Source organism: Roseateles flavus, assembly GCF_039872765.1.
GTDB classification, from domain to species: domain Bacteria; phylum Pseudomonadota; class Gammaproteobacteria; order Burkholderiales; family Burkholderiaceae_C; genus Roseateles_B; species Roseateles_B flavus.
Map to the genome: position 1 here is coordinate 116,594 of NZ_JBDPZC010000006.1, position 24,325 is coordinate 140,918.

A 24,325-nucleotide genomic window follows, 5' to 3' on the forward strand; every position below is an offset into this window, starting at 1 on the left:
CGATATTGCCAACCAGATTCGATCGGACGGTGCGCCGGGTGTTCGCAGCCGCGCTGGCAACGACCCTGATCCTGTGCGCCGCCCTCTACAAGCTCAACCTCGACGCCGATGAAGCCGTGGGCCTGGTGACGCAGACCCATCAGCTGCTCGCCAAGGTCTCGCTGGTGCGCAACAGCACGCTGCAGTCCGAGCTGGACACCCAGAACTTTCGCCTCACCGGCCAGCCGGCCTACCGCCGTTCCCGGGACCTCCAGATGGTGCGCCGCGAGGCCGCCCTGGCCGGCATCCAGCGCCTGCTCCAGGACGATGCCGCGCAGCTGGGCCGTTGGCAGCAGCTGCGCCAGGTCGTCGACGAGCGCATGGCCATCGCCAACGAAATCGTCAGGCTCCGTGAGGAACAAGGGCAGTCCGCGGCATCGGCCTTTGCCGCGTCGGCTCCGCTGCAGGCCACCCGGGCGCGCATGCACGCGCTGCTGGACGCCATGGAGGGCGAGGCCGTGCGCCAGCAGCAGTTGTACAGCCAGCGCCAGACCCGCACCCGCGAGCAGCTGAGCTGGGCGGGTGCGGTGGTCTCCGCCGCGATGCTGGCCCTGCTGGCCGCGAGCCACGGGCTGATCCGCCGGCAGCTGGCAGCGGCCAACGAGCACCAGCAGGACCTTGCGGAACGCGAGGAGCACCTGGACGTCACCCTGCGCTCCATCGGCGACGCCGTGCTGGTCACCGACACCGAAGGCCGCGTCCGGCGCATGAACCCCGCGGCCGAGCACCTGCTGGACAGCCCGCTGGACCAGTCGCAGGGCCGCGACGTCGGCGAGCTGCTGAGCCTCGTGGATGCCGACTCCGAGCCCCCTTCGCCCATGCCACTGACGCGCCTGGCGGAGGCCGTCCGTGCCAGCGGCCTGCAGGCCCGGCTGCAGCGTCCCGACGCCAGCCTGTGCGCGGTCAATGTGATGGCGGCGCCGCTATGGAGCCGCAAGAGGCAGTTCCTGGGCCTGGTGTACGTGGTCCGTGACACCACCGACGAACTGGCCCTGCAGGCCCTGCTGCGCGAGCAGAAGGCGCAGTCCGACCGCGCGGCCCAGGAGCGCAACGACCAGCTCCTGGAGAGCAAGGACCATCTGCGCAACGTCCTCAGCAGTGTGCCGGCCATGATTGCCTACGTGGACAAGACCCTGCGCTATGTCTACGTCAACCGCCAGTACCTGGACTGCTTTGCGCCGGCCCTGGCCGACCTCACCGGCCTGACCGTGCAGGAGGTGCTGGGCGAGGACCGCTACCAGCTGGCCGCCCCCATGATTGCCAAGGTGCTGGCCGGCGAGCCGCAGGACTACGACTGGGAGCCCTTCCCCGGCGTCTGGCAGGCCATCAGCCATGCGCCGCGCCGACTGGCCGACGGGACGGTGGAAGGCTACTACGTGCTGGGCACCGACATCACCCCGCGCAAGGAGGCCGAGCATCGCATCCAGGTCCTGAATCAGCACCTGGCGGACCATGTCGACGAGCTGCAGCGCGTCAGCCGGGCCCTGCGCACCCTCAGCGCGGGCAACAAGATCCTGCTGCGCGCTCAGGACGAGCAGACCCTGCTGGACGGCATGTGCGACGCCGTGGTCAGTGCCGGTGGCTACCAGCTCGCCATCGTGTGGCAGCCGCATCCCGACAACCCGGCACGGCTGCAGGCCGTGGCGCAGAGCGGCCTGGCTGCCGGCCTCGACTTCCTGCGCCACCAGGACTGGATCCTGGCCGACACGCCCGAGGGCCAGGGCGCCCCGGCACGCGCCATGCGCCTAGGCCTGGCCACCTTCGTGGGCAATGTCGCCGAGGACCCGGCCGAGGCGTTGTGGCACCGCAGCCTGGGCGGCGTGGCCTGTGCGATGGCCTGCCCGCTGATCACCGCCGGGCGCTGCGTTGGCGTGCTGGCCATCTACGACCGCCGGCCCTCGACCTTTGACCAGGAAGAGGGCCGCCTGCTGGCCGAGGCTGCCGAGGATCTGGCCTTCGGCCTGGACACCCTTCGCGCCCGCGCCGAACGTCAGCAGGCGCTCGCGGCCATGCACCGGCTGGAGCGTACCGACGCACTGACCGGCCTGCCCAATGGCACCTCGCTCGACGAAGCGCTGGCCGCGGCGCTGGAACGGCGGCATGCGGATGCCGCACAGCCGGGCTTCGCCCTGCTGCAATGCAATGTCGAGCGGCTCAAGGACATCAACGACACCCTGGGTTTCAAGCAGGGTGACGCGCTGCTGCGCGAGATCGGCGCCCGCCTGCGCGCCGTGGCGCCCGGCTCGGCCCTGGTGGCGCGACTGCGCGGCGACGAGTTCGCACTGCTGCTGGATGACTGTGACCGGGCCCAGGCCCAAGGGGTGATCGACGCCCTGCAGCCGGCCTTGGCCCGGCCCGTGGTGGTGGCGGACATCCCTTTGCACATCAACGTCACCATGGGCCTCGTGCTGTGCCCGCAGGACGGCACGAACCTGCATGACCTCTTCCGCCGCGTCGACATCGCCATGCAGCATGCGCGTCGCAAAGGCCTGCCCTGCGCGCCCTTCGAGCTGAGCATGGATCGCATCGACCCCGGCAAGCTCAAGCGGGCCGGCGAGCTGAAGTGGGCGATCGAGCGCGACGAGCTGCGGCTCTTCGTGCAGCCCAAGGTGGACATGCGTGAAGGGCGGGTGTCCGGCGCCGAGGTGCTGGTGCGCTGGCAGCACCCGGAGCATGGCCTGCTGGGGCCCGGCGAGTTCATCGACCTGGCCGAGCAGACGGGCCTCATCAAGCCGCTCACAGAATGGGTGCTGGGCCGCACGCTGGCGCAGCTCAAGGCCTGGCAGCCCGAGGGGCCCCGGCTGCCGCTGGCCGTCAACCTCTCGGCTCGCAATCTGCGGGACGAGGACCTGCTGCCCACCGTGCTGCGCCTGCACCAGCAGTGGGGCATCGCACCGGGTGCGCTGGAGCTGGAGATCACCGAGAGTACCGTCATGGACGACGCCAGCTTCGCGCTGGGCATCCTGCACGGCCTGCGCGAAGCGGGCATTCCGCTGTACGTGGACGACTTCGGCACCGGCTATTCGTCGCTGGCCTATCTGCAGCGCCTGCCGGTGGACTACATCAAGATCGACCAGTCCTTCGTCTTCGACATGACCGTGAGCCAGCACTCGGCCACCATCGTTCGCTCCACCATCGACCTGGTGCATGACCTCGGGCGCCGGGCCGTGGCCGAGGGCATCGAGTCCCACGAGCACTGGCGGCGCCTGCTGGGCATGGGCTGCGACGTCGGCCAGGGCTACTTCATCGCACGGCCGATGCCAGCGGAGCAGTTCCCGGCCTGGCTGAAGGACTACCGGGCGCCGGAGGCCTGAGCGCGGCTGTCCGCTTGTGCATGGGCGTTCAGGAACTGGCGGGCCTGCGCCATCGCGGTGACCTCGCCGATGACCAGCACCGCTGGCGAGCCCAGGCCTTCGCGGGCGACCAGGGCCGGCAGCAGGGCCAGCACACCGAAGGCCTCGCGCTGCTGCTCGGTGTGGGCGGCGCTGATCACCGCCACCGGCGTGCTGGCGGCCAGCCCGCCTTCCATCAGCGCTGCCACGATCCCGGCGCAACGGCTCACGCCCATGTAGACGACCAGCGTCAGGCCCGAGCGCGCCAGGGCCGCCCAGTCCGGCGCGCGGCCGCCGTCGCCGTTGTGGCCGGTCACCAGGGCCACGCCGGGCGCACAGCGGCGGTCCGTCACCGAGATGCCCACGCTGCTGGGCCCGGCCAGGCCCGCGCTGAGGCCGTTGACCACCTCGACCTCGATGCCCGCAGCCTGCAGCGCGTCCATCTCCTCGCCGCCGCGCCCGAAGATGAAGGGATCGCCCCCCTTGAGCCGCACCACGTGCAGGCCCTGGCGTGCCGAGCGGATCATCAGCCCGTGGATGAAGCCCTGCTCGGTGGACGCGCAGCCACCACGCTTGCCCACCTGCAACACCCGCGTGTGGGTCGGCAGCTCGGCCAGGATGCGGCGGTCCACCAGCTCGTCCACCAGGACCAGATCGGCCTGCATCAGGCGGGTCCAGGCCTTGCGAGTCATCAGCTCGGGATCGCCCGGGCCGGCGCCGACGAGGCTGACGCGGCCGCGCGGGGAAGCGGGTGCATTCATGACGAGGTCTCCAGGGAAGTTGGGGTGGACTGGGCCAGGCGCCGCAGCTGCGGCAGGCAGGAACCGCACTGGGTGCCGCAACGCAAGGTCGACTGCAGGGCCTGCAGGCGGTCGGTCGGGGTCAGGTCTTGACACTGCCGCAACCGGCCCTGGATCTGCGATTCGCGCACGCCCAGGCATTGGCAGATGACCGGGCTGCCCGGGGCGCTGGGGCCGGCCGCCTGGGGCGCCAGCAGCTGGCGGCCGAGGCCGGCGACCGGGCGGCCCTCGCGCCACCAGGCGTCCAGCCAGGCGCCATCGCCCTGCCCTGCTCGGACCTCGCCCAGGCGCAGCCAGGCCTGCAGCCGGGCCGCCTCGCCCTCCCCTTGCAGTCGCAGCAGGCGTAGATGGCCCCGGCGGCCGTCGGCATAGCGCAGCGCGCCGGGAGCATGCAGCGCCAGGGCCTGGGTGAGCGACTGCAGCCAGTCGGCGCCTGGCGCCTGCGCGAAGGCGGCCTCCAGCAGCCAGCCGGTCTCGCCCGGCGCCGGGCTGGCCACCGGCACGCAGCAGGCATAGCCCGCCTCGCGTCCCAGCGCCAGCAAGGCCTGGTGCAGGAGCTCGGACTGTGCGTCCGGCACATGGGCAGCGCCCAGGACCTGCCAGGGCAAGGCCAGGCCTTGCAGGCCCACGGTCGCGTACTTCAGCTCGGGCTGGCCCGAGTCCGGGCAGCAGCGGTCCTGGCTCAAGGCGTTGACGCCCTGAAGCGCCGCGCCCGCCTCGTCCCGGCCCAGCAGGTACTCGCTGCCCCAGTGCATGGGCAGCCAGGCCTGACGGGGGCCCAGCTGCGCATCGGCCGTCACCCTGACGTGCAGGCGGCCCCGGGCCGAGCTCACCGTGGCCAGCTCGCCCTCGGCCAGGCCCTGGCGGACCAGCTCATCCGGATGCAGGGCCAGGCGTGGCTCGGGCGCACCGCCGAACAGGGCGGGCACCGTGCCACTGCGGCTGAGGCTGTGCCACTGGTCGCGCAGACGGCCGCTGGAGAGCTGCAGCGGCCGCTCGACGCTGGGCCATTCCACGGGCGGACGCCAGCCGATGGCATGGAAGCGCGCACGCCCCGAGGGCGTGGCGAAGCGGTGGTCGAGATAGAGCCGTGCCTGGCCCGCCGCCTCCCCGTCAGGGAAAGGCCACTGCTGCGGCGCCTGCTCCAGGCGGGCGTAGCTGAGGCCTCCGATGTCCAGGTCCCGGCCTCGCGTGGCCTCGCGGTGCTCGAGCCAGGCCTGCTCGGGACCGTCCCAGGCGAAGAGGCTGGGCTTGCCGGGGCGCAGCAAGGGTTCCAGACGGCGGGCGATGTCGCGGACGATCTGCCAGTCGCTGCGGGCCTCGCCCGGCGGCGGCACGGCCGCACGCACGCGGCTGATGCGGCGCTCGCTGTTGGTGACCGTGCCCTCCTTCTCGCCCCAGGTCGCCGCCGGCAGCAGCACATGGGCGAACTCGGCGGTGGCGCTGCCGCTGAAGGCGTCCTGCAGCACGACCAGCTCGCAGCGTTTCAGCGCGGCCCGCACCAGGGCCTGGTGCGGCAGTGACTGGGCGGGGTCGGTGCAGGCGATCCACAGCGCCTTGATCTCTCCGGCCTCGGCCGCCTCGAACAGCTCGACGGCGGTCTTTCCCGGGCCCGCAGGAAGCGAGTCGACGCCCCACAGCGCCGCCACCTCGGCTCGATCGGCGGGGCATGCGGGATCGCGGTGCCCCGGCAGCAAGGTGGCCATGCCGCCCGCCTCGCGCCCGCCCATGGCATTGGGCTGGCCGGTCAGCGAAAAGGGCCCGCAGCCTGGCCGCCCGATCTGGCCGCTGGCCAGATGCAGCTGGATCAGGGCCTGGTTCTTGTCGGTGCCGGCGCTGCTCTGGTTCAAACCCATGCAGTACAGCGACAGCGTGGCCGGGCTCTGCGCGAACAGCCGCGCGGCCTCGATGATCTGCGCCTCGGGCAGGTCGCAAAGCTGAGCCGCGCGGGCCGGGCTCATGGCCTGCACCTGCGCTCGCACGGCCTCGAAGCCCTCGGTGTGGGCGGCGATGAAGTCGGGGCGGATCCAGCCCTGCCAGATCATCTGGTGCAGCATGGCCTGGAACAGCGCAACGTCGCTGCCCGGGCGCAGGGCCAGGTGCAGGTCGGCGAACTCGGCGGTCTCGGTGCGGCGCGGGTCCACCACGATGATGCGCAGCGCCGGGTTCGCGGCCTTGGCCGCCTCGATGCGGCGGAACAGGATGGGATGCGCCCAGGCGGTGTTGGAGCCGGCGATGAAGAGACAGGACGCCTGCTCGATGTCCTCGTAGCTGCAGGGCGGCGCGTCGGCGCCCAGGGCCTTCTTGTAGCCCACCACGGCCGAGCTCATGCACAGGCGCGAGTTGCTGTCGATGTGGGGCGTGCCCCAGAGGCCGCGGGCCAGCTTGTTGAAGGCGTGGTAGTCCTCGGTGAGCAGCTGGCCGGAGATGTAGAAGCCCAGAGCCTCCGGGCCATGGGCCGCTCGCAGGGCCAGCAGGCGCTCGACCAGGCGCTGCTGGATGCCGTCCCAGCTCGACGCCTGCCAGGGCAGCGAACGGTCCTCACGCCAGCGCGGCGTCAGCAGGCGGCGGCTGGCCAGCACCTCGGGACGCGCCGTCAGGTGCAGGCTGGCGCCCTTGCTGCAGAGCCGGCCGTAGTTGGCCGGATGTTCGGGGTCGCCCCGCACGCCGGTGATGTGGCGGCCATCGCTCTGGATGATCACGCCACAGCCCACGCCGCAGTAGGCACAGGTGCTTCGCGTCTCCATCATGGTGTCAGCAGCGGCGGCCGCAGGTGCTTGGGGCGAGCGCTTCGGTGCCCAGGCTGGCCAGTTCGCTGGCCAGCAGCAAGACCTGACCCCCGACCAGCCTCACCTCGAAGCGCGGCGTGCGGCCTTCGTCCGGCTCCCGGGCGCAGCCGGTGCGCAGCTCGATGGTCCAGTTGTGCAGTGGGCAGGCCACAGCCTTGCCGAAGACCAGGCCCTGGCTCAGCGGCCCTCCCTGGTGCGGGCAGCGGTCCAGCAGGGCATGGACCTCGTCGTCCGAGGTGCGGAACAGGGCCACGGGCGCTGCGTCCGGCAGCTCGGGGCGCTGGATGCGGCGCGAGCCCAGGGGCGGGATGTCGTCGAGGTGGCAGACCGGAATCCAGCCGTCGTTGGATGTTGTGTGCATGGCGGCTCCTCAAAGGGTCTCGAACTGGCGCAGGTCCACGCGCGCCTTGTCGTGCTCGAACCAGGGGTCGGGTTCATTCGCCAACGCGGCCTGCAGCTCGGCCCACAGGGCCTGGCGCCCAGGGGCGTCCTCCAGGATGCGGCGGCGGACGTGGTCCATGCCGACGCGGGCAACGTAGTGCACGGTGCGCTCCAGGTACCAGCCCTCCAGGCGGTAGAGCTGCAGGAAGGCGCCGCTGTACTCCAGCACCTCCTCGGCCGTGCGCAGCTTGCACAGGAACTCGGCCACCTCGGTCTTGATGCCGCCGTTGCCGGCGATGTAGATCTCCCAGCCGGAGTCCACGCCGATCACGCCCACGTCCTTGATGCCGGCCTCGGCGCAGTTGCGCGGGCAGCCGCTGACGGCGATCTTGACCTTGTGCGGCGCGTACATGCGCCACAGCGCGCGCTCGAGGTCCTTGCCCATCTGCGTGGAGTCCTGGGTGCCGAAGCGACACCACTCGCTGCCCACGCAGGTCTTCACCGTGCGCAGGGCCTTGGCATAGGCGTGGCCACAGGGCATGCCGAGGTCCTGCCAGACGGCCGGCAGGTCCTGCTTCTTCACGCCCAGCAGGTCGATGCGCTGGCCGCCGGTCACCTTGACCGTGGGGATGGCGTACTTGTCAACGACGTCGGCGATGCGGCGCAGGTCAGCGGCCGTGGTCTCCCCGCCCCACATGCGCGGGATCACGCTGTAGCTGCCGTCCTTCTGGATGTTGGCGTGGCTGCGCTCGTTGATCAGGCGGGACTGCGGATCGTCCGCCGCCTCCTGCGGCCAGGTGCTGATCAGGTAGTAGTTGAGGGCCGGGCGGCACGTCGGGCAGCCGTCAGGGCTGGCCCATTCCAGCGCCTTCATGACGGCCTCCCGGCGGGTGAGGTGGCGGTCGCGGATGGCGTCGCGCACCTCCTGGTGGCTGAAGCTCGTGCAGCCGCACATCGCCTTCTTGCGCGGCGTGGCCGAGTAGTCGCCGCCCGCGGTGAACATGATCAGCTGCTCGACCAGCCCCGTGCAGGAGCCGCAGGAGGCGCTGGCCTTGGTGTGCTTGCGCACCTCCTCCAGCGTGAACAGGCCCTTGTCCTTGATGGCCTTGCAGATGGCGCCCTTGCTGACGCCGTTGCAGCCGCAGACCTCGTCCCCATCGGCCATGGCGGCGGCCTTGCTGTGGCCCTCATGGCCGACGTCCCCGATATTGGACTCGCCGAACATCAGGCGCTCGCGGATGTCGGCGATGCTGCGGCCCTCGCGCAGGAGCTTGAAGTACCAGCTGCCGTCGACCGTGTCGCCGTAGAGGCAGGCGCCGACCAGCCTGTCATCCTTGATCACCAGCTTCTTGTAGACGCCGGCGTGCGGGTCGCTCATCAGGATCTCCTCGCTGCCCTCACCGCCCATGAAGTCGCCGGCCGAGAAGAGGTCGATGCCCGTGACCTTGAGCTTGGTGCTGGTCTGGCTGCCCTGATAGCGGCCGATGCCGAACTGCGCCAGGTGCGTGGCGCAGACCTTGCCCTGCTCGAACAGCGGCGCGACGAGGCCGTAGGCGATGCCCCGATGCGCCGCGCACTCGCCCACGGCGTAGATGCGTGGGTCGGTGACGGTCTGCAGGGTGTCGCTGACCACCACGCCGCGCTGGCACAGCAGGCCGGCGGACTCGGCCAGCGCCGTGTTGGGGCGGATGCCGGCGGCCATCACCACCAGCTGGGCGGGGATCACCGTGCCGTCCTTGAATCGGACCTGGCTGACGCGCCCGTTCTCGTCGCCGATCAGCGCCTCGGTCTGGGTGCCCAGGCGGAACTTGAGGCCGCGCTGGATCAGCGATTCGCGCAGCAGGCTGCCGGCCTGCTCGTCCAGCTGGCGTTCCAGCAGCCAGTCGCCCAGATGAACGACGGTGACGTCCATGCCGCGCAGCATCAGGCCGTTGGCCGCCTCCAGCCCCAGCAGGCCGCCGCCGATGACCACCGCGTGGCGGTAGCGGGTGGCGGCCTCGATCATGGCCTGGGTGTCCGCGATGTCGCGGTAGGCGATCACGCCGTCGAGTTCCTTGCCCGGCACCGGCAGGATGAAGGGCGTGGATCCGGTGGCGATGAGCAGGCGGTCGTAGGCGGCCTCGGTGCCATCGGCGGCACGCACCACGCGGCGGCGGCGGTCGATCTCGGTGACCGCCTTGCCCAGGTGCAGGGTGATGCCCTGCTCCTCGTACCAGCTGAGCGGGTTCAGGACGATCTCATCCAGCGTCTGCTCGCCCGCCAGCACGGGCGACAGCAGGATGCGGTTGTAGTTGGGGTGCGGCTCCGCGCCGAAGACGGTGATCTCGTACAGATCCGGTGCGATCTTCAGCAGCTCTTCCAGGGTGCGGACACCGGCCATGCCGTTGCCCACCATCACCAGCTTCATCTTGTTCATGCGTGCTCCAGGCAAGACCTGACCCTGCCCGCGGCGGATGCAGGCATGCAGGTCGTGAATCGGGCGTGAATCGGGGGTCAGGCTTCCAGTGCCGCTTCGGCCTGGGCGTGCCCGGCGTAGAGGAAGTCGATCACCGCCTTGCGGCATTGAAGGTAGACCGGGTCCTCGGCCAGCTGCACCCGGCTGCGGGGCCGGGGCAGCGGCACCGGCTGGACCTGAGCCAGGGTCGCCGCACGGCCGTCCGGCGTGGGCGGGCTCATCATCACGATGCGGTCCGAGAGCAGCACGGCCTCGTCCACGTCATGCGTCACCATCAGCACGGTGCTGCGCGTGGTGGCCACGATCTTCAGCAGCTCGTCCTGCAGATGGGCACGGGTCAGCGCGTCGAGCGCACCGAAGGGCTCGTCCATCAGCAGCACCTTGGGCTCCATGGCCAGGGCACGGGCAATGCCCACGCGCTGCTTCATGCCGCCGGAGATCTCATGCGGGCGTTTGTAGGCCGCATGGGCCATGCCCACCAGCTCCAGCGCGGCCTGGGCACGGGCCACGAGGCGGGGCCGGGCCTCCTTGGCGGCGAAGACGGTCTCCACGGCCAGCAGTACGTTGTCCAGGCAGCTGAGCCAGGGCAGCAGGGAATGGTTCTGGAAGACCACGGCGCGCTCCGGGCCCGGGCCGGCGATCTCGCGCTGGTCGCACAGCAGCGCGCCCTGGCTGGGCTGCAGCAGGCCAGCGACGAGGTTCAGCAGCGTGCTCTTGCCGCAGCCCGAATGGCCGATCAGGCTGATGAACTCGCCGCGGCGGATGTCCAGGTTGATGCCTTCCAGGGCCTTGAACGGGCCCTTGCGGGTCTTGTAGACCATGTCTACTTGTTGCACTTGAATAAACGGCGCCATTGCGTCCTCCTTGCAGAGGGCCCCATCGGGCCCGACACGTCCAGCAGAGCCCGTGGAACTGGCTCTGCCAGGCCACCGGGCGAGCCCCCTTGAGGGGGCCGGCGAAGCCGGTACGGGGTGGTCATTCCTCGAAGGTGAAGCGCTTGGCCAGGGTGACCAAGGCGGTTTCCAGCAGCAGCCCCACGATGCCGATCACGAAGATGGCAACGATGATGTGCTGCACGTTCAGGTTGTTCCACTCGTCCCAGACCCAGAAGCCGATGCCCACGCCGCCGGTCAGCATCTCGGCCGCGACGATCACCAGCCAGGCCGTGCCCACGGACAATCGAACGCCGGTCAGCATGTAAGGCAGGACCGAAGGGAAGAGGATGCGCGTCAGCAGCTTCCACTCGGACAGGTTCAGCACGCGGGCCACGTTGAGGTAATCCTGCGGCACGCGCTGCACGCCCACCGCCGTGTTGACCACCATGGGCCAGATCGAGCAGATGAAGATGGTCCAGATGGCGGCCGGGTCCGCGCTCTTGAAGACCAGCAGGCCGATGGGCAGCCAGGCCAGCGGCGAAACCGGCTTGAGCAGGCTGATGAGCGGCGAGACCATGCGGTTCGCGAACTCGAAGCGCCCGATCACGAAACCCAGCGGGATGCCCACCGCAGCCGCCAGCCCGAAGCCCAGGGCGACGCGCTGCAGGGAGTTCAGCACGTTCCAGCCGATGCCCACGTCATTGGGCCCCTTGCGATAGAAGGGGTCGCTGAAGAGCTGCACGGCCGAGTCCCAGGTCGCGGCCGGCGTGGGGATGGGCCCGCCCTTGAAGGTCAGCAGGGCCCACAGGCCGATGAGCAGGGCCAGGCCCAGTACCGGCGGCAGCACCCGGGCGAGCAGGGCCGAGACGTCCAGCGGCTGGCGCGGGGCCTTGGGCCGGGCCGGCAAGGGCTTGTTGACCGGCAGCGGCGCAGCACTCGCCTTGGCCTCGCCCGGGGAATGGAAGACGGCAGACACCATGGGAACTCCTTGAAATCAATCTGAGCGCGGTGTGGCTCACGCCTTGAGCTTGAAGCCGTCCGCGTAGCGCGCGGGCTCCTTGCCATCCCAGACCGTGCCGTCGATCAGCTTGCTGCTGCGCATCGGTTCCTTGGGCACGCTGACCTTCAGCTGCGAGGCGGCCTCGCGGTAGAGGTCCACCTGGTTGATCTGCTTCGCCACGGCCAGGTAGTCCGGATGCTCCTTGATCAGGCCCCAGCGCTTGTGCTGGGTGAGGAACCACATGCCGTCGGAGAGGTAGGGGAAGTTCACCGCGCCGTCGTCGAAGAACTTCATGTGCTTGGGGTCGTCCCAGGTCTTGCCCAGGCCGTTCTGATAGCGGCCCAGGATGCGCTGGTTGATGGCGTCGACGCTGGTGTTGACGTAGCTCTTGTCGGCGATGGTGTCGGCCATCTTCAGCTTGTTCTGCAGGCCGGCGTCGATCCAGCGGCTGGCCTCCAGCACGGCCATGATCACGGCGCGGGCGGTGTTGGGGTACTTCTTCGCGAAGTCGCCGGAGCAGCCCAGCACCTTCTCCGGGTGGTCCGGCCAGATCTCCTGGCTGGTGGCCGCGGTGATGCCGATGCCGTCCATGATGGCGCGGTGGTTCCAGGGCTCGCCCACGCAGTAGCCGTCCATATTGCCCACCCGCATGTTCGCCACCATCTGGGGCGGCGGCACGGTGATGACCTTGGCCCCGCCCCAGGGGTGCACGCCGTGCGTGGCCAGCCAGTAGTAGAGCCACATGGCATGCGTGCCCGTGGGGAAGGTGTGGGCGAAGCTGTACTCGCGCTTCTCCGTGGCCATCAGCTTGGCCAGCGAGGTGCCGTCCACCGCGCCCTTGTCGGCCAGCTTCTTCGAGAGCGTGATGGCCTGGCCGTTGCGGTTCAGCGTCATCAGCACGGCCATGTCCTTCTTCGGGCCGGAGACGCCCAGGTGCAGGCCGTAGACCAGGCCGTAGAGCACGTGGGCCATGTCCAGGTCCCCGTTGACCAGCTTGTCGCGCACGGCGGCCCAGGAGGCCTCCTTGCTGGGCACGATGCGGATGCCGTACTTGCGGTCGAAGCCCAGCACCGAGGCCATCACGATGGAGGCGCAGTCGGTGAGCGGAATGAAGCCGATGCGGACCTCCTCCTTCTCGGGCTTGTCCGAACCGGCGGCCCAGGCCTGCGGCAGGCTCAGGCTGGCGGCGGTGCCGACGGCGGCTCCCAGCATCTGGCGTCTCTCCTGGCTCATCAAACCCTCCTTGTGACTGCGGGACATGCGTGTGCTCCTGATGGCTGAAAACAAAAAAGGCGTCGCGACCACCTGGCGGCATGCGCGAACGCACGGCTCAGGGGTCGGACGCCTTTGTCCGGAAATGGGAGGCCGAGGGACCCGGCTTCTCGTCGAGGGCCACGCCTTTGTGGCCTTCATGAAGCATTCAGCAGGAAGCGTGCCAGGGCCTTTCCGCGGTGTTCAGGGCCTCCGGTGTGGCTTGATGCACCGCAACAAGCCCTTCGTGCATCGCCTTGGTGCGGGCGGGGCTCATGTGGGGCGCCTCATGTGGGGCGCAGAAGGGACTGCGCCTCGATGATGCGCGCCGCCAGCTCTGCCATGGGCAGCTTGCGGTCCATGGCCAGCTTGCGCAGGCGCTGGTAGGCGGCCTCCTCGTCCAGTCCGGCCTCCTGCATCAGGATGCCCTTGGCGCGCTCGATGGTCTTGCGCGCGGCCAGCTGGGCCTGGGCGCGGTCCAGCTCCTGGCGCAGGGCCAGGTCTTGCTCGAAGCGGGCGATGGCGACCTGCAGCACCGGCGCCAGGCGCTGCGGCTGCAGGCCCGCGACCACGTAGGCGCTGACACCGGCCTGCAGGGCCCGCCGCATGGGCGCGTCCGCCGGGTCCTCGGCGAAGACGACCACCGGGCGCGGCAGCGCGTCGTTGAGGGCGGCCAGGTTCTCCAAGGTGTCCCGCGTGGGCGACTCGGCGTTGACGATCACCACATCGGGCTGCAGGCGCTGCACGCAGTCGTGGATCAGGGCGGCGTTGTCCACCGTGCCCAGCACCTCGCAGCCCAGCTGCTGCAGCTCCTGGCGCAGCAGCTGCGGGCTGGCCACGCCATCCTCGATCAGCAGCACGCGGATGCCGCGCATGCCCTCCGGCGGCTTGCGCGCCTCCTCACCCTGCCCTGCATTTCCTTGACGGTCCATGCAGGGCCTGGCGCAAGAAGCGTGCCGGACCACTCTTGTGCGCACTGCCTGCCTGGCGCACAAATGCGTACAAGCCATCGAGGGGCCCGGGCGGCATCATCCGCGGCACAGAAAGAGGGCCCGACGCAGGCCCTCCAGGCAAGCGGCCCTTCTTGGACGGAACCGCCAGAGAGGGGATCCCCCGTGCAGCGCCGCGATCCGGTGCTGCGATGACCTCTCTGAACTCCATGGAGACTGCTTTCATGTTTGCTCGACTCCTTGGCGCCGGCCTGCTGGCCGGTGCCCTTCTTTGCCCCCAGCCCGGCCGTGCCGGCCCCACCAGCATCGCGCTCGGCGATATCGACAAGGGCACCTTCTGCTACAGCGAGCCGCTCAACCTGCGCGCCGATGTCAGCGACATCAAGGCGGCGTTCACCGCCAGCAACTGGCTCACGACCATCACCGGCGTCTACGGCCGGCGCTGGCCCAGTGGCAAGGCGCTGGCGCAGGCACAGGCCAACGACCAGTACTTCAAGGGCTTCGTGGACACCGGCAGCTTCAACAAGTTGGCCGAGTCCCTCATGGTGGCCATCCACGAGGAGACCCATATGTGGGACCTCGACGGCAGCCGCACGCAATGGAACAGCTACAGCTCCTCCTGGATCGACGACACGACGCAGTTCCTGAAGTTCCCGCTCTATGACGCGGACGGCGGCTTCCCCCGCAAGGAGATCCTCGCCCTGATCAAGGACGACGCCTCCTCCGACATGGACAACCTCTACCTGAAGGACAGCGCCCAGGGCGACTACCACCTGCAGGGCGTGACGGCCGAGCTCAATGCCGGTCTGATGGGCCTGCCCGCCTCGCTGGCCGTGGCCGAGTTCATCGACGGCATCGGCGCCAGCAATGCCCGCGACATCGCGCTGACCAACCTGAACTACCTGCAGCTCTACCTGCGCGTGGCCAAGTCCAGCCACGCGGGCTACTACGCCAAGCTCAAGAGTGACGCCACCTGGCGCAAGTACGTGCTGGTGCAGTTCCTGCGCACGGCCTACTTCATCAACCAGTCCGATGCCTACGCCAACAAGCTGGGCAGCAGCAAGGTGCCGGCCCTGATCAACCGGGTCTATGCGCCGGAGAACCTGGCCATCCTGGAGGACTTCAGCGGCTACAAGTTCCCCACGCGCATCAGCGACACCTGCATGGGCTCCAGCACCAACACCGCGCCCGTGATCAGCAGCCAGCCGCAGAACGTGGTGGTGACGGCCGGCCAGGCGGCGAGCTTCGGCGTGACGGCCAGCGGTGGCGGTCTGAGCTACCAGTGGCGCAAGAACGGCAGCAATGTGCCCGCCAACGGCAATGCCGCCACCTTCAGCATCGCCAGCGCGCAGGCAGCTGACGCCGGCAGCTACAACGTCGTGGTCAGCAACAGCCTGGGCTCGGTGAGCAGCAGCGCGGCCAGTCTCACGGTCAATCCCGCGGCCGTGCAGATCAGCCTCAGCCCGGCCAACGTCACGCTGAACATGGGCGCGACCCAGGCCTTCTCGGCCACGGTCACCGGCAGCAGCAACAAGACCGTCACCTGGTCCGTGGTGGAGGCCGACGGCGGCAGCATCAGCAGCAGCGGCCTCTACACGGCACCGGCCAGGCTGGGCACCTACCACGTCAAGGCCACCAGCGTGGCCGACCCCAGCCGCAGCGCCCAGGCCACGGTCATCGTCAACGGCCCGACCGACTCCGGGACCACGGTCACCGGCACGCTCAGCGCAGGAGGCTCGACCCGCCTGCCGAGCGGCAGCCCGGGCTGGTGGCAGGTCAGCACCCGCTACAACTTCCGCTTCAATCTGAGCGGCCCCAGCAACGCGGACTTCGACCTCTACCTTTACAAGTACGTGAACGGCAGCTGGACGGTGGTCGCCAAGTCCGAGGGTCCCAACTCGACGGAGGCCATCAGCTATGTAGGCGAGGCCGGCTACTACTACCTGCAGCTCAAGTCCTACTCGGGCAGCGGGAGCTACACCTTGAAGTACTCGATATATCCGTGATCGACGAAGTCAGGCGCAAGCAATGACACCTTCATTAACCGTTTATTTGTGCGGCATTCAGATTTGGCCCTGACTTGCATACAAGCCAGGTGCACCCAGGCGGTGCAATATGGGTGCAGCCGGGGACAGCGCCTTGAATGGGCCTCTGTCCGTTGAAGCACATGCCCTGGCTTGCTCTCTCTTTGAGCGCCGATCCCCATCGGCGCTCTTTTTTTGCCCGGAGAAACCCGTGGTGCTGCGGGTAATCCGGGGGGGCGAGGTATCCCTGCCTTGCCCGCCTCTTGTACGTATTTGGGTGCCCTCCCCTGTGATTCGTACAAGTGAATGCGGGCGAATGGCGAAATAGTCCGGCCAGACAAAAAAGAGCCGAGCCCGGCACACCGCACGAGGCCCGGCGAGGAAGCACCCGCGGCCACGGGGCCAGGTGTGGAAGAAGAGCCGATGAGCCGAAGAAGCCGGCGCCTACCCGGCGGCCGGCGACGAGGGATACGCGCCAGCGACGCGTTGCATTTGCAGGAACCGGATGCCGCCTGGACCGGCCAGGACTCCGCAGTCGGGAGTCCGGCCGGACAGGGCTGCCACGGCGCCCGAGGCGCTCCGGTGTTTGAACGAAGTACCTCCCTGGCCGTCCACCGATGGCCAGCACTTCCATCCTTAGAGCGAGAGAGACAAGCGATGAACAAGACATCCAACAAGACCCTGCGAACGCTGTTCGCACTGGCCGCAGTGGCCTCGGCCACGCAGGTGCTGGCGGCCGAGCGTGTCGAGCTGGGGCGCGCCAAGGGCGTTGCCCCCGGCCAGACCCTGGCCCCTGGCGCCCAGGGCGCCGCGGCCCTGGGCCTGCGCGCAGAAGACCTGCGCGCCAGCCGCAGCCAGTCCTATGCCGACGGCCTGGTGGTGACGCGCCACCAGCAGCTCTTCCAGGGGGTTCCCGTCTGGGGCCATGGCATCGTCGAGCACCGCAGCGCTGCCCGCGGCCTGGCCGCTGCAAGCTCGCACTTCACTGGCGTGATGGTCAACAAGATCGAGCAGGACCTCGCCAGCGCACGCCCCGCGCTGAGCCAGGCCGACGTGCTGGCCCAGGCCCGCGGCCTGGCCCGCGCGATCGACTCGCGCAATGAGCAGGCCCAGCTCTTCGTCCGTCTGGACGACAAGGACAAGGCTCACCTGGTCTATCAGGTGTCCCTGCTGTCCGGCGAGGGCAAGTCCCTGAGCCGCCCCCACTTCCTGATCGATGCCAACACCGGCGCGGTGATCGACCGCTGGGAAGGCCTGAACCACGCCAACGGCACCGGCCCCGGCGGCAACCAGAAGACGGGCTCGTACGAGTACGGCAGCAACGGCCGGCCCTACCTGGACGTCACCCAGAGCGGCTCCACCTGCACGCTCAACAGCACGGACGTGGTGACGGTCAACCTCAATGGCGGCACCTCCGGCAGCACGGCCCACAGCTTCACCTGCCCCCGCAACACCGTGAAGCAGATCAACGGCGCCTACTCGCCGATGAACGATGCCCATCACTTCGGCAATGTGGTGTTCCGCATGTACCGCGACTGGCTGGGCGTGCGCCCCATCAGCCAGAAGCTGCAGATGCGCGTGCACTACGGCTCGAGCTACGAGAACGCCTTCTGGGACGGCACCGCCATGCACTTCGGTGACGGCGCTTCGACCTTCTACCCCCTGGTCTCGCTGGACGTGGCCTCGCACGAAGTCAGCCACGGCTTCACCGAGCAGAACTCCGGCCTGGTCTACTCCAAGCAGTCCGGCGGCATGAACGAAGCCTATTCGGACATGGCCGGCGAAGCGGCCGAGTTCTACGACCGCGGCAGCAATGACTGGCTGGTGGGCTATGAGATCTTCAAGGGATCCGGCGCCCTGCGCTACATGGACGACCCGACCAAGGACGGCCGCTCCATCGCCCATGCCTCCAGGTACAGCGACTCGCTGGACGTGCACCTGACCTCGGGCGTCTACAACAAGGCCTTCTACACCCTGGCCAAGACCGCCGGCTGGGACACGCGCAAGGCCTTCGAGGTCTTCGCTGACGCCAACCGTCTCTACTGGGGCCAGAACGAGACCTTCAACAACGGCTCCTGCGGCGTCATGAAGGCCGCGCAGAGCCGTGGCTATTCGGTCGCCAACGTCATCAGCGCCTTCAACGTGGTCGGCGTGACCTGCCCGAACCCGCCCTCGGACGGCCTGCCCGCCATCAGCAGCCAGCCGGCCAGCGCGACCGTGACGGTGGGCTCCACCGCCACCTTCAGCGTGACGGCCACCAGCGACACGACCCTGAGCTACCAGTGGCGCAAGAACGGCACCGCCATCAGCGGCGCCACCTCAGCCAGCTACACCACGCCGGCGACGACCACCGCTGACAACGGCGCGCTGTTCAGCGTCGTGGTGACCAATGCCAAGGGCAGCGTGACCAGCGCCAACGCCACCCTGACCGTCAAGAGCAGCGACACCACCCTGCCGGTGATCACCAGCCAGCCGGCCAGCGTGACCGTCAACGCAGGCAGCCCCGCGACCTTCTCGGTCACGGCCACCAGCGGCAGCGCCATGAGCTACCAGTGGCGCAAGAATGGCAGCGCCATCAGCGGTGCCACCTCGGCCAGCTACACCACGCCGGCCACCACCACGGCTGACAACGGTGCGCTGTTCAGCGTGGTCGTCACCAATGCCAACGGCAGCACCACCAGCGGCAACGCCACGCTGACCGTCAATGGCGGCGGCACCGGCGGCACGACGGTGACGGGCAGCCTGGTCGACGGCGGCTCTGCGACCTACCCGAGCGGCAGCCCGGGCTACCACCAGAGCACCGGCGGCGGCGCCTTCAAGATGAACCTGACCGGCCCTGCCGGCGCTGACTTCGACCTGTACCTGTACAAGTGGAACGGCAGCTACTGGGCCGTGGTGGCGAAGTCGGAGGGCTCCACCTCCACCGAGGCCATCAACTACAACGGCACGGCGGGCTACTACTACATCGAGGTCTACTCGTACTCGGGCAGCGGCAGCTTCACGCTGAACTACACCCTGCCGAAGTAAGGCCCTCGGGGCCCCTGCGGCTGGCGAGGCGTCGCCGGCCGCAAGACCTGACCCCTGCAAGCGCCCTGCGTCTCACGATGCAGGGCGCTTTTCTTCGTCTGGCCAAGCGCAGCAGGAACGATCAGCGCCGGGACTGGGCCTGGAAGAATGCCCACAGCGTGTCAGTGGCATCCAGGGCCTGCGAGGGCTGACCCTTGCCGGGTCGGCTGCGACCGCCCGGCCAGCTGTGGCCGCCGGTCTCGGTGGTGCACTGCTGGACCTGCACGCCGTCGGCACAGCCGCTGTAGCGCTCGCACCAGGCGCCGGGCTTGTCCAGCACCTTCTGGGGCGTGCCGCTGCAGCGGTTGCGCTGCACCCAGCGCTGCGTGGTCTCGGGCACGGAGACGAAGTCCATCACCTTGCTGCTGTCCCGGAAGGCTTCGGGGCCGGCGCCGCCGTTGTAGAGCACGTGGTCATCATCCAGGGCGTGGATCATCAGCACGGGGATGGGCCGGCGCGGCTGGCAGCTGCTGGTCGCGTCTGTGCCGGCCACGGCGGCGATGCCGGCCAGCTGCTCGCTGAGCTCGCAGGCCAGACGGTGGCTCATCATGCCGCCATTGGACATGCCGGTGGCGTAGATGCGCCGCGCGTCCACCGACAGCTGCTGCTTGAGGTGCTCGATCAAGGCACGGACGAAGGCGACGTCCTCGCTGCCGCCGTCCCGCGCAGGACCGCAGCAGCCGCCGGCATTCCAGGTGGCCAGGTGATGGCCTGGCATGCTGCTGTGCCCGTTGGGGAACACGGCGATGAAGCCGGCGCTGTCGGACTTGCTGATGAGGCCGTAGCGGCTGTCATCGGCCTGCAGCTCCATGCTGCCACCCCCGCCATGGAAGGCCAGCAGCACGGGCATGGGCTGGCCGGCGCGGTAGCTCGGCGGCACATGGACCATGAAGAGCCGATCCTTGCCCATCACCTCGAGCCGGCCCTTGTGGGTGCCCGGGCTGGCCAGCGCGGCGTCGCTGGCGGGATCTCCCTTGCGGCCATCGCGCCCCTCGCGGCGTTCGGCGATGCGCTCGCGGATGCGTTCTCGCAGCGTGCCCTGCTGGGCCTCGACCGCGGGCGTGGGGCCCAGCAGCAGGGTGGCCATCAGCCCGCTGAGCAGCGCCATGCGACGCCCGGAAGCCGACAGGATCATGCGCGTTCTCCTCGCGCCCGGGCCTGCGCCGGGCCTCAGTGCCTGTGGGAATGGCCGTGCCCTTCATGCCCTTCGTGGTGCTCGTGGCCGCAGCCCGGGCCGTGCACATGGGTCTCGGCCTTCACCGCCACGCCGACGGGCTTGCCGCGCTGCGTGGCCTCTGCGCCATGGTCGTGGCCGCAGCCAGGGCCGTGCACGTGGCCATCGTCGTGATGGTGATGCCCATGGTCGTGGCCGTGGTCGTGACCACAGCCGGGCCCGTGCACGTGCGGCGCCGGCGCATGCGGCGCGAGGACGCGGACCAGGGAGCCGTCCTCGCCCACGAGCACGTCGCCGTCGTGCAGCAGCGTGCCTTCGGGCAGCTGCACCGTCAGCGTGCGGCCAAGGCTGTCCGTGGCCTGGAAACGGGACGTGGCGGTCTGGCTGGCGTCCAGGCTGACCTGGCTGGCGCGCTTGAGCAGCACGGCGGCCAGGCCCTGGCCCTGGGGCAGGAATTTGGAGACTTGGGTCATGGTCGATCTCTGGGTGAAGCGCCTGCGTGAAGGCGGTGCAGGGCATTGTCCTTGATCGGACGGGCCAGGCACGGCGAGGGCTCCGGCGCCATTGCAGCGCAGGCGCGGGGCCTGTGCATGTCCGCCCGGTCAAGAAATGCGAAGCAGCCCGGCGGCCGCAGGTGAAGTTTCGTGAAGTGAGGCCGAGGGCCCCACGCACCGTTGACGGCGCAATTTGTGCAATGCAACAATCGCGCCCGTCTCAACAACGGAGTCCCACGTGGACAGTCCCAGTCCTCAACGCCCATTCGCGAAGCGTGCCGCAACGGCCTTCGCAGCGCTGACGCACTGAGCCCCGTTGACCGGCGGCCCGGCGCTTCAGCCGCTGCCACCGCCGCCCCGGAACCGGCCTGAACAGCGCCCTCACTTCCGGCGGCACGCCTCGCCCCGTATTCTCCAAGTCCGCCCGCTGCCTGTGGGCCGGCTGAGCCCCCCCGCGCCTCTGTGTGCCCGGGGGCGCCAGCTGCGGCCGATCGGCACGTGCCCTGCATGAGCGCTCGCCCATGAGCAAGAACACGCGCGAATTCTTTGCCCGCCCGGCCGTCGAAGCCGGCATCAACCGCTGGGACTGGGCCTTGCTGCCCCTGGTGCTGGCCGCCCTCGTCCTGCTGGGCTATGGCACCGCACAGATGGCCCGGCCCTTCGAGATGGGCGATGTGCTGCCCCTGAGCCTGGACCCCATCCAGCTGCCCTACTACCTGTTGCGCACGACCCTGCGCATGTTCATGGCCCTGGCCGCCGCCCTGGTCTTCAGCGGCGTCTTCGCGGTGCTGGCGGCCAAGTACCGCGCGGCCGAACGTGTGCTGGTGCCGCTGCTGGACATCCTGCAGTCCATTCCCATCCTGGGTTTTCTCTCGATCACGGTGACGGGCTTCATCGCCCTGTTCCCGGGCAATCTGCTGGGCGTGGAGTGCGCGGCCATCTTCGCCATCTTCACGTCCCAGGCCTGGAACATGGCCTTCAGCCTCTACCAGTCCCTGCGCAACGTGCCATCGGAACTGCAGGAGGCCGCCCGGGTGTTCCAGCTCTCCGGCTGGCAGCGCTTCTGGCGCCTGGAGCTGCCCTTCGCCATGCCGGGGCTGCTGTGGAACATGATGATGTCCATGTCCGGCGGCTGGTTCTTCGTGGTGGCCTCGGAGGCCATCACCGTGTCGGACCAGAGCATCAAGCTGCCGGGGGTGGGTTCCTACATCGCCCTGGCCATCGAGGCGCGTGACCTGTCCGCCATCGGCTGGGCGATCGGCGCCATGCTGGTGGGCATCCTGCTCTATGACCAGCTCTTCTTCCGGCCGCTCGTGGCCTGGGCCGACAAGTTCCGCTTCGAGGAAAACAGCACCGACCAGGCGCCCCAATCCTGGCTCCTCAGCTGGCTGCGCCGCACGCAGGGTGTGCAGGCCGTCGCGGGCTGGGCCGGGCGCCAGCTGCAGCGCAGCCTGACGCTGTTCCGCCGTCGTCACGATGGCACCTCGGCGCGTGCCCGCCCGGTGCCGCCGTCCCCGCTGGCGCGCAGGGCCTGGGACGCCCTGCTGCTGGCCGCCGTCATGCTCGCCCTGTGGCGTCTGCTCCGCTTTGTGCATGCCGAGGTCGGCTGGGCCGAGGTGGGGCACGTCTTCCTGCTCGGCGGCTACACCCTGGCGCGCGTGCTGGTGCTGATCGCACTGGCCGCCCTGGCATGGGTGCCGCTGGGCGTGTGGATCGGCCTGAACCCGCGCTGGGCCGGGCGGCTGCAGGCGGTGGCGCAGTTCCTGGCTGCCTTTCCGGCGAATCTGCTGTTCCCGCTGGTGGTGCTGGGCATCGTGCACTGGCACCTGGACCCGGACTGGTGGCTGTCTCCGCTGATGATCTTCGGCACGCAGTGGTACATCCTCTTCAACGTGATCGCTGGAGCGTCCAGCATTCCCGGCGAGCTGCGCTTTGCGGCGCAGAACCTGGGGCTCAGGGGCTGGCTGCGCTGGCGGCGCTTCCTGCTGCCGGCGGTCTTTCCCAGCTTCGTCACCGGCGCCATCACCGCCAGCGGCGGCTCCTGGAACGCCAGCATCGTGGCCGAGTACGTCAGCTGGGGTGACACCACCCTGCGCGCCCAGGGCCTGGGCAGCTACATCGCCGAGATGACGGCCCGCGGGGACTTCCCGCGCATCGCGCTGGGCATCGGCGTCATGTGCGTCTTCGTCATGGGGCTCAACCACTTTGTCTGGCGCCGCCTCTACCGACTGGCCGGCGAGCGCCTGCACTTCTGAACGATCACGGAGGACTCTCATGGCACAAGCCATCATCGAACTCAACGGCGTGGGCAAGACCTTCCGCTCCTCCGACGGGCATGTGCGCCCCGTGCTGGAAGGTGTGGACTTCAGCCTGCGCGAGGGCGAGATCGTCGCGCTGCTGGGCCAGTCGGGCTCGGGCAAGAGCACCTTGCTGCGCCTCATGGCCGGGCTCATCGAGGCCGATCGCGGCGAGGTGCGCTACCGCGGCCAGCCTCTGTACGGACCGGCGCGAGCCATCAGCATGGTCTTCCAGTCCTTCGCCCTCTTCCCCTGGCTGACGGTGCAGCAGAACGTCGAGCTGGGGCTGGAGGCGCGCGGCCTGGCCAAGGCTGAACGCGCGGCCAGGGCCGAGGCGGCCATCGAGCTGATCGGCCTGGCCGGCTACGAGGGCGCGCTGCCGCGCGAGCTCTCGGGCGGCATGCGCCAGCGCGTGGGCATTGCCCGCGCCCTGGTGACGGAGCCCGAGGTCCTGCTGATGGACGAGGCCTTCTCCGCCCTGGACGTGCTGACCGGCGAGCGCCTGCGCGAGGACATCCTCGAACTCTGGCAAGGCGGCACCATGCCGACCAAGGCCATGCTGGTGGTCTCGCACAATATCGAGGAGGCCGTGCTGATGGCGGACCGCGTGCTGGTCTTCGCCAGCGACCCCGGCCGCATCCGCTGCCAGCTGTCCATCCAGCTGCCCCGGCCCCGCAACCCGGACAGCGCTGATGTGCGCTCGCTCGTCGACGAGGTCTATGCCCTGATGACGGCCGGCGCCGGCCGGCCTGTACGCGTCGGTGCCGAGGCGGCCACCGAGCCCGCCCCCCTCACCGAGCGACTGCCCGAGGCTGACGTGGCCCGCATGGACGGCCTGCTGGAGCTGCTGGCGGCGCCCCCCTTCGCCGGCCGGGCCGACCTGCCGCAGCTGGCCGAGGCCTCCGAGCTGACCGACGCCCAGATGCTGCCCGTGGCCCACGCCCTGGCCCTGCTGGGCCTGGCCTGGCTGGAAAGCGGCGACCTGCAGCTCAGCGCCCTGGGCCAGCGCTATGTGGACGGCGGCCACGCCCTGCGCCAGGAGCTCTTCGGGCAGCAGTTGCTGGACCGCGTCCCCCTGATCGCCCACATCCGCCACAGCCTGGAGCAGGAGAGCAGTGGCCAGCTGCCGGAGAAGCCCTTCCTGCGTCTGCTCAGCGAGCAGCTGGACCCTGGCGAGGCGGACGCCGTGCTGAATACCGCCATCTCCTGGGCGCGGCACGGCGAGGTCTTCGAATACGACTTCCACACGGGCCTGCTGCGCCTGCCCACGGGGGAGCTGGAGGCGCAGGACGAGGCGGTCTGAACCCGCGAGCGCCTGTGCGAGGGGCGCCCCAGGCGCGCCGCCGACCGGCGTTCAGCCCTCGAAAACCGCCGTTCGCGGTGGCCCCAATGGCGGCC

The 24,325-nt window shown here is 69.5% G+C and carries 15 protein-coding genes; 5 read left to right on the forward strand and 10 right to left on the reverse strand.

Translation table 11 applies throughout. The features are described from left to right. Positions 1–5: 5 nt before the first annotated feature. Positions 6–3,353, forward strand: coding sequence for an EAL domain-containing protein (locus tag ABDJ40_RS13855; RefSeq protein ID WP_347610632.1), 3,348 nt, complete (start codon positions 6–8; stop codon positions 3,351–3,353). On the opposite strand, the gene cobA is transcribed toward ABDJ40_RS13855, so the two are convergent. The 8 genes from cobA to ABDJ40_RS13895 form a co-directional block, all read right to left on the reverse strand. Next, a complete protein-coding gene (gene cobA, locus ABDJ40_RS13860) occupies positions 3,332–4,132 on the reverse strand; it encodes a uroporphyrinogen-III C-methyltransferase (RefSeq protein WP_347610634.1) in 801 nt (266 codons plus the stop codon). The genes ABDJ40_RS13855 and cobA overlap by 22 nt on opposite strands. Continuing rightward, positions 4,129–6,921, reverse strand: a complete 2,793-nt coding sequence (locus ABDJ40_RS13865; RefSeq protein ID WP_347610636.1) for a nitrate reductase — start codon at positions 6,919–6,921, stop codon at positions 4,129–4,131. The genes cobA and ABDJ40_RS13865 overlap by 4 nt, the downstream gene beginning before the upstream one ends. A 4-nt stretch (positions 6,922–6,925) precedes the next feature. Next, positions 6,926–7,321 (reverse strand): nitrite reductase small subunit NirD, encoded by a 396-nt coding sequence (nirD, locus tag ABDJ40_RS13870; RefSeq protein ID WP_347610638.1) that lies wholly within the window; start codon positions 7,319–7,321, stop codon positions 6,926–6,928. Between the two features lie 9 nt (positions 7,322–7,330). Further along, positions 7,331–9,757, reverse strand: a complete 2,427-nt coding sequence (gene nirB / locus ABDJ40_RS13875) for a nitrite reductase large subunit NirB (protein ID WP_347610640.1) — start codon at positions 9,755–9,757, stop codon at positions 7,331–7,333. A 77-nt stretch (positions 9,758–9,834) separates the two neighbouring features. Then, positions 9,835–10,650 carry an ABC transporter ATP-binding protein gene (locus ABDJ40_RS13880; protein ID WP_347610642.1) on the reverse strand — a complete coding sequence of 272 codons (816 nt, stop codon included), beginning with the start codon at positions 10,648–10,650 and terminating at the stop codon, positions 9,835–9,837. Positions 10,651–10,771: 121 nt separating this feature from the next. Next, a complete protein-coding gene (gene ntrB / locus ABDJ40_RS13885; protein ID WP_347610644.1) occupies positions 10,772–11,650 on the reverse strand; it encodes a nitrate ABC transporter permease in 879 nt (292 codons plus the stop codon). A 36-nt stretch (positions 11,651–11,686) separates the two neighbouring features. Next, positions 11,687–12,883, reverse strand: coding sequence for a CmpA/NrtA family ABC transporter substrate-binding protein (locus ABDJ40_RS13890; RefSeq protein WP_347611073.1), 1,197 nt, complete (start codon positions 12,881–12,883; stop codon positions 11,687–11,689). A 326-nt stretch (positions 12,884–13,209) separates the two neighbouring features. Next, positions 13,210–13,854, reverse strand: a complete 645-nt coding sequence (locus ABDJ40_RS13895) for an ANTAR domain-containing response regulator (protein WP_269632974.1) — start codon at positions 13,852–13,854, stop codon at positions 13,210–13,212. Positions 13,855–14,096: 242 nt separating this feature from the next. Between ABDJ40_RS13895 and ABDJ40_RS13900 the strand changes: the two genes are divergently transcribed. Both ABDJ40_RS13900 and ABDJ40_RS13905 read left to right on the forward strand, forming a co-directional pair. Next, entirely contained in the window at positions 14,097–15,878 is a 1,782-nt protein-coding gene (locus tag ABDJ40_RS13900; RefSeq protein WP_347610647.1) for an immunoglobulin domain-containing protein, read from the forward strand. A gap of 675 nt (positions 15,879–16,553) precedes the next feature. After that, positions 16,554–18,923, forward strand: coding sequence for a M4 family metallopeptidase (locus tag ABDJ40_RS13905; protein WP_347610649.1), 2,370 nt, complete (start codon positions 16,554–16,556; stop codon positions 18,921–18,923). A gap of 121 nt (positions 18,924–19,044) precedes the next feature. On the opposite strand, the gene ABDJ40_RS13910 is transcribed toward ABDJ40_RS13905, so the two are convergent. Both ABDJ40_RS13910 and ABDJ40_RS13915 read right to left on the reverse strand, forming a co-directional pair. Further along, positions 19,045–20,097, reverse strand: a complete 1,053-nt coding sequence (locus tag ABDJ40_RS13910; protein ID WP_347610651.1) for an extracellular catalytic domain type 1 short-chain-length polyhydroxyalkanoate depolymerase — start codon at positions 20,095–20,097, stop codon at positions 19,045–19,047. 35 nt (positions 20,098–20,132) lie between these two features. Then, positions 20,133–20,609, reverse strand: a complete 477-nt coding sequence (locus ABDJ40_RS13915) for an urease accessory protein UreE (RefSeq protein ID WP_347610653.1) — start codon at positions 20,607–20,609, stop codon at positions 20,133–20,135. Positions 20,610–21,151: 542 nt separating this feature from the next. Between ABDJ40_RS13915 and ABDJ40_RS13920 the strand changes: the two genes are divergently transcribed. Continuing rightward, positions 21,152–22,885 (forward strand): ABC transporter permease, encoded by a 1,734-nt coding sequence (locus tag ABDJ40_RS13920; RefSeq protein ID WP_347610655.1) that lies wholly within the window; start codon positions 21,152–21,154, stop codon positions 22,883–22,885. A 19-nt stretch (positions 22,886–22,904) separates the two neighbouring features. Next, entirely contained in the window at positions 22,905–24,230 is a 1,326-nt protein-coding gene (locus ABDJ40_RS13925; RefSeq protein WP_347610657.1) for an ABC transporter ATP-binding protein, read from the forward strand. The last annotated feature ends 95 nt before the right edge of the window (positions 24,231–24,325 follow it).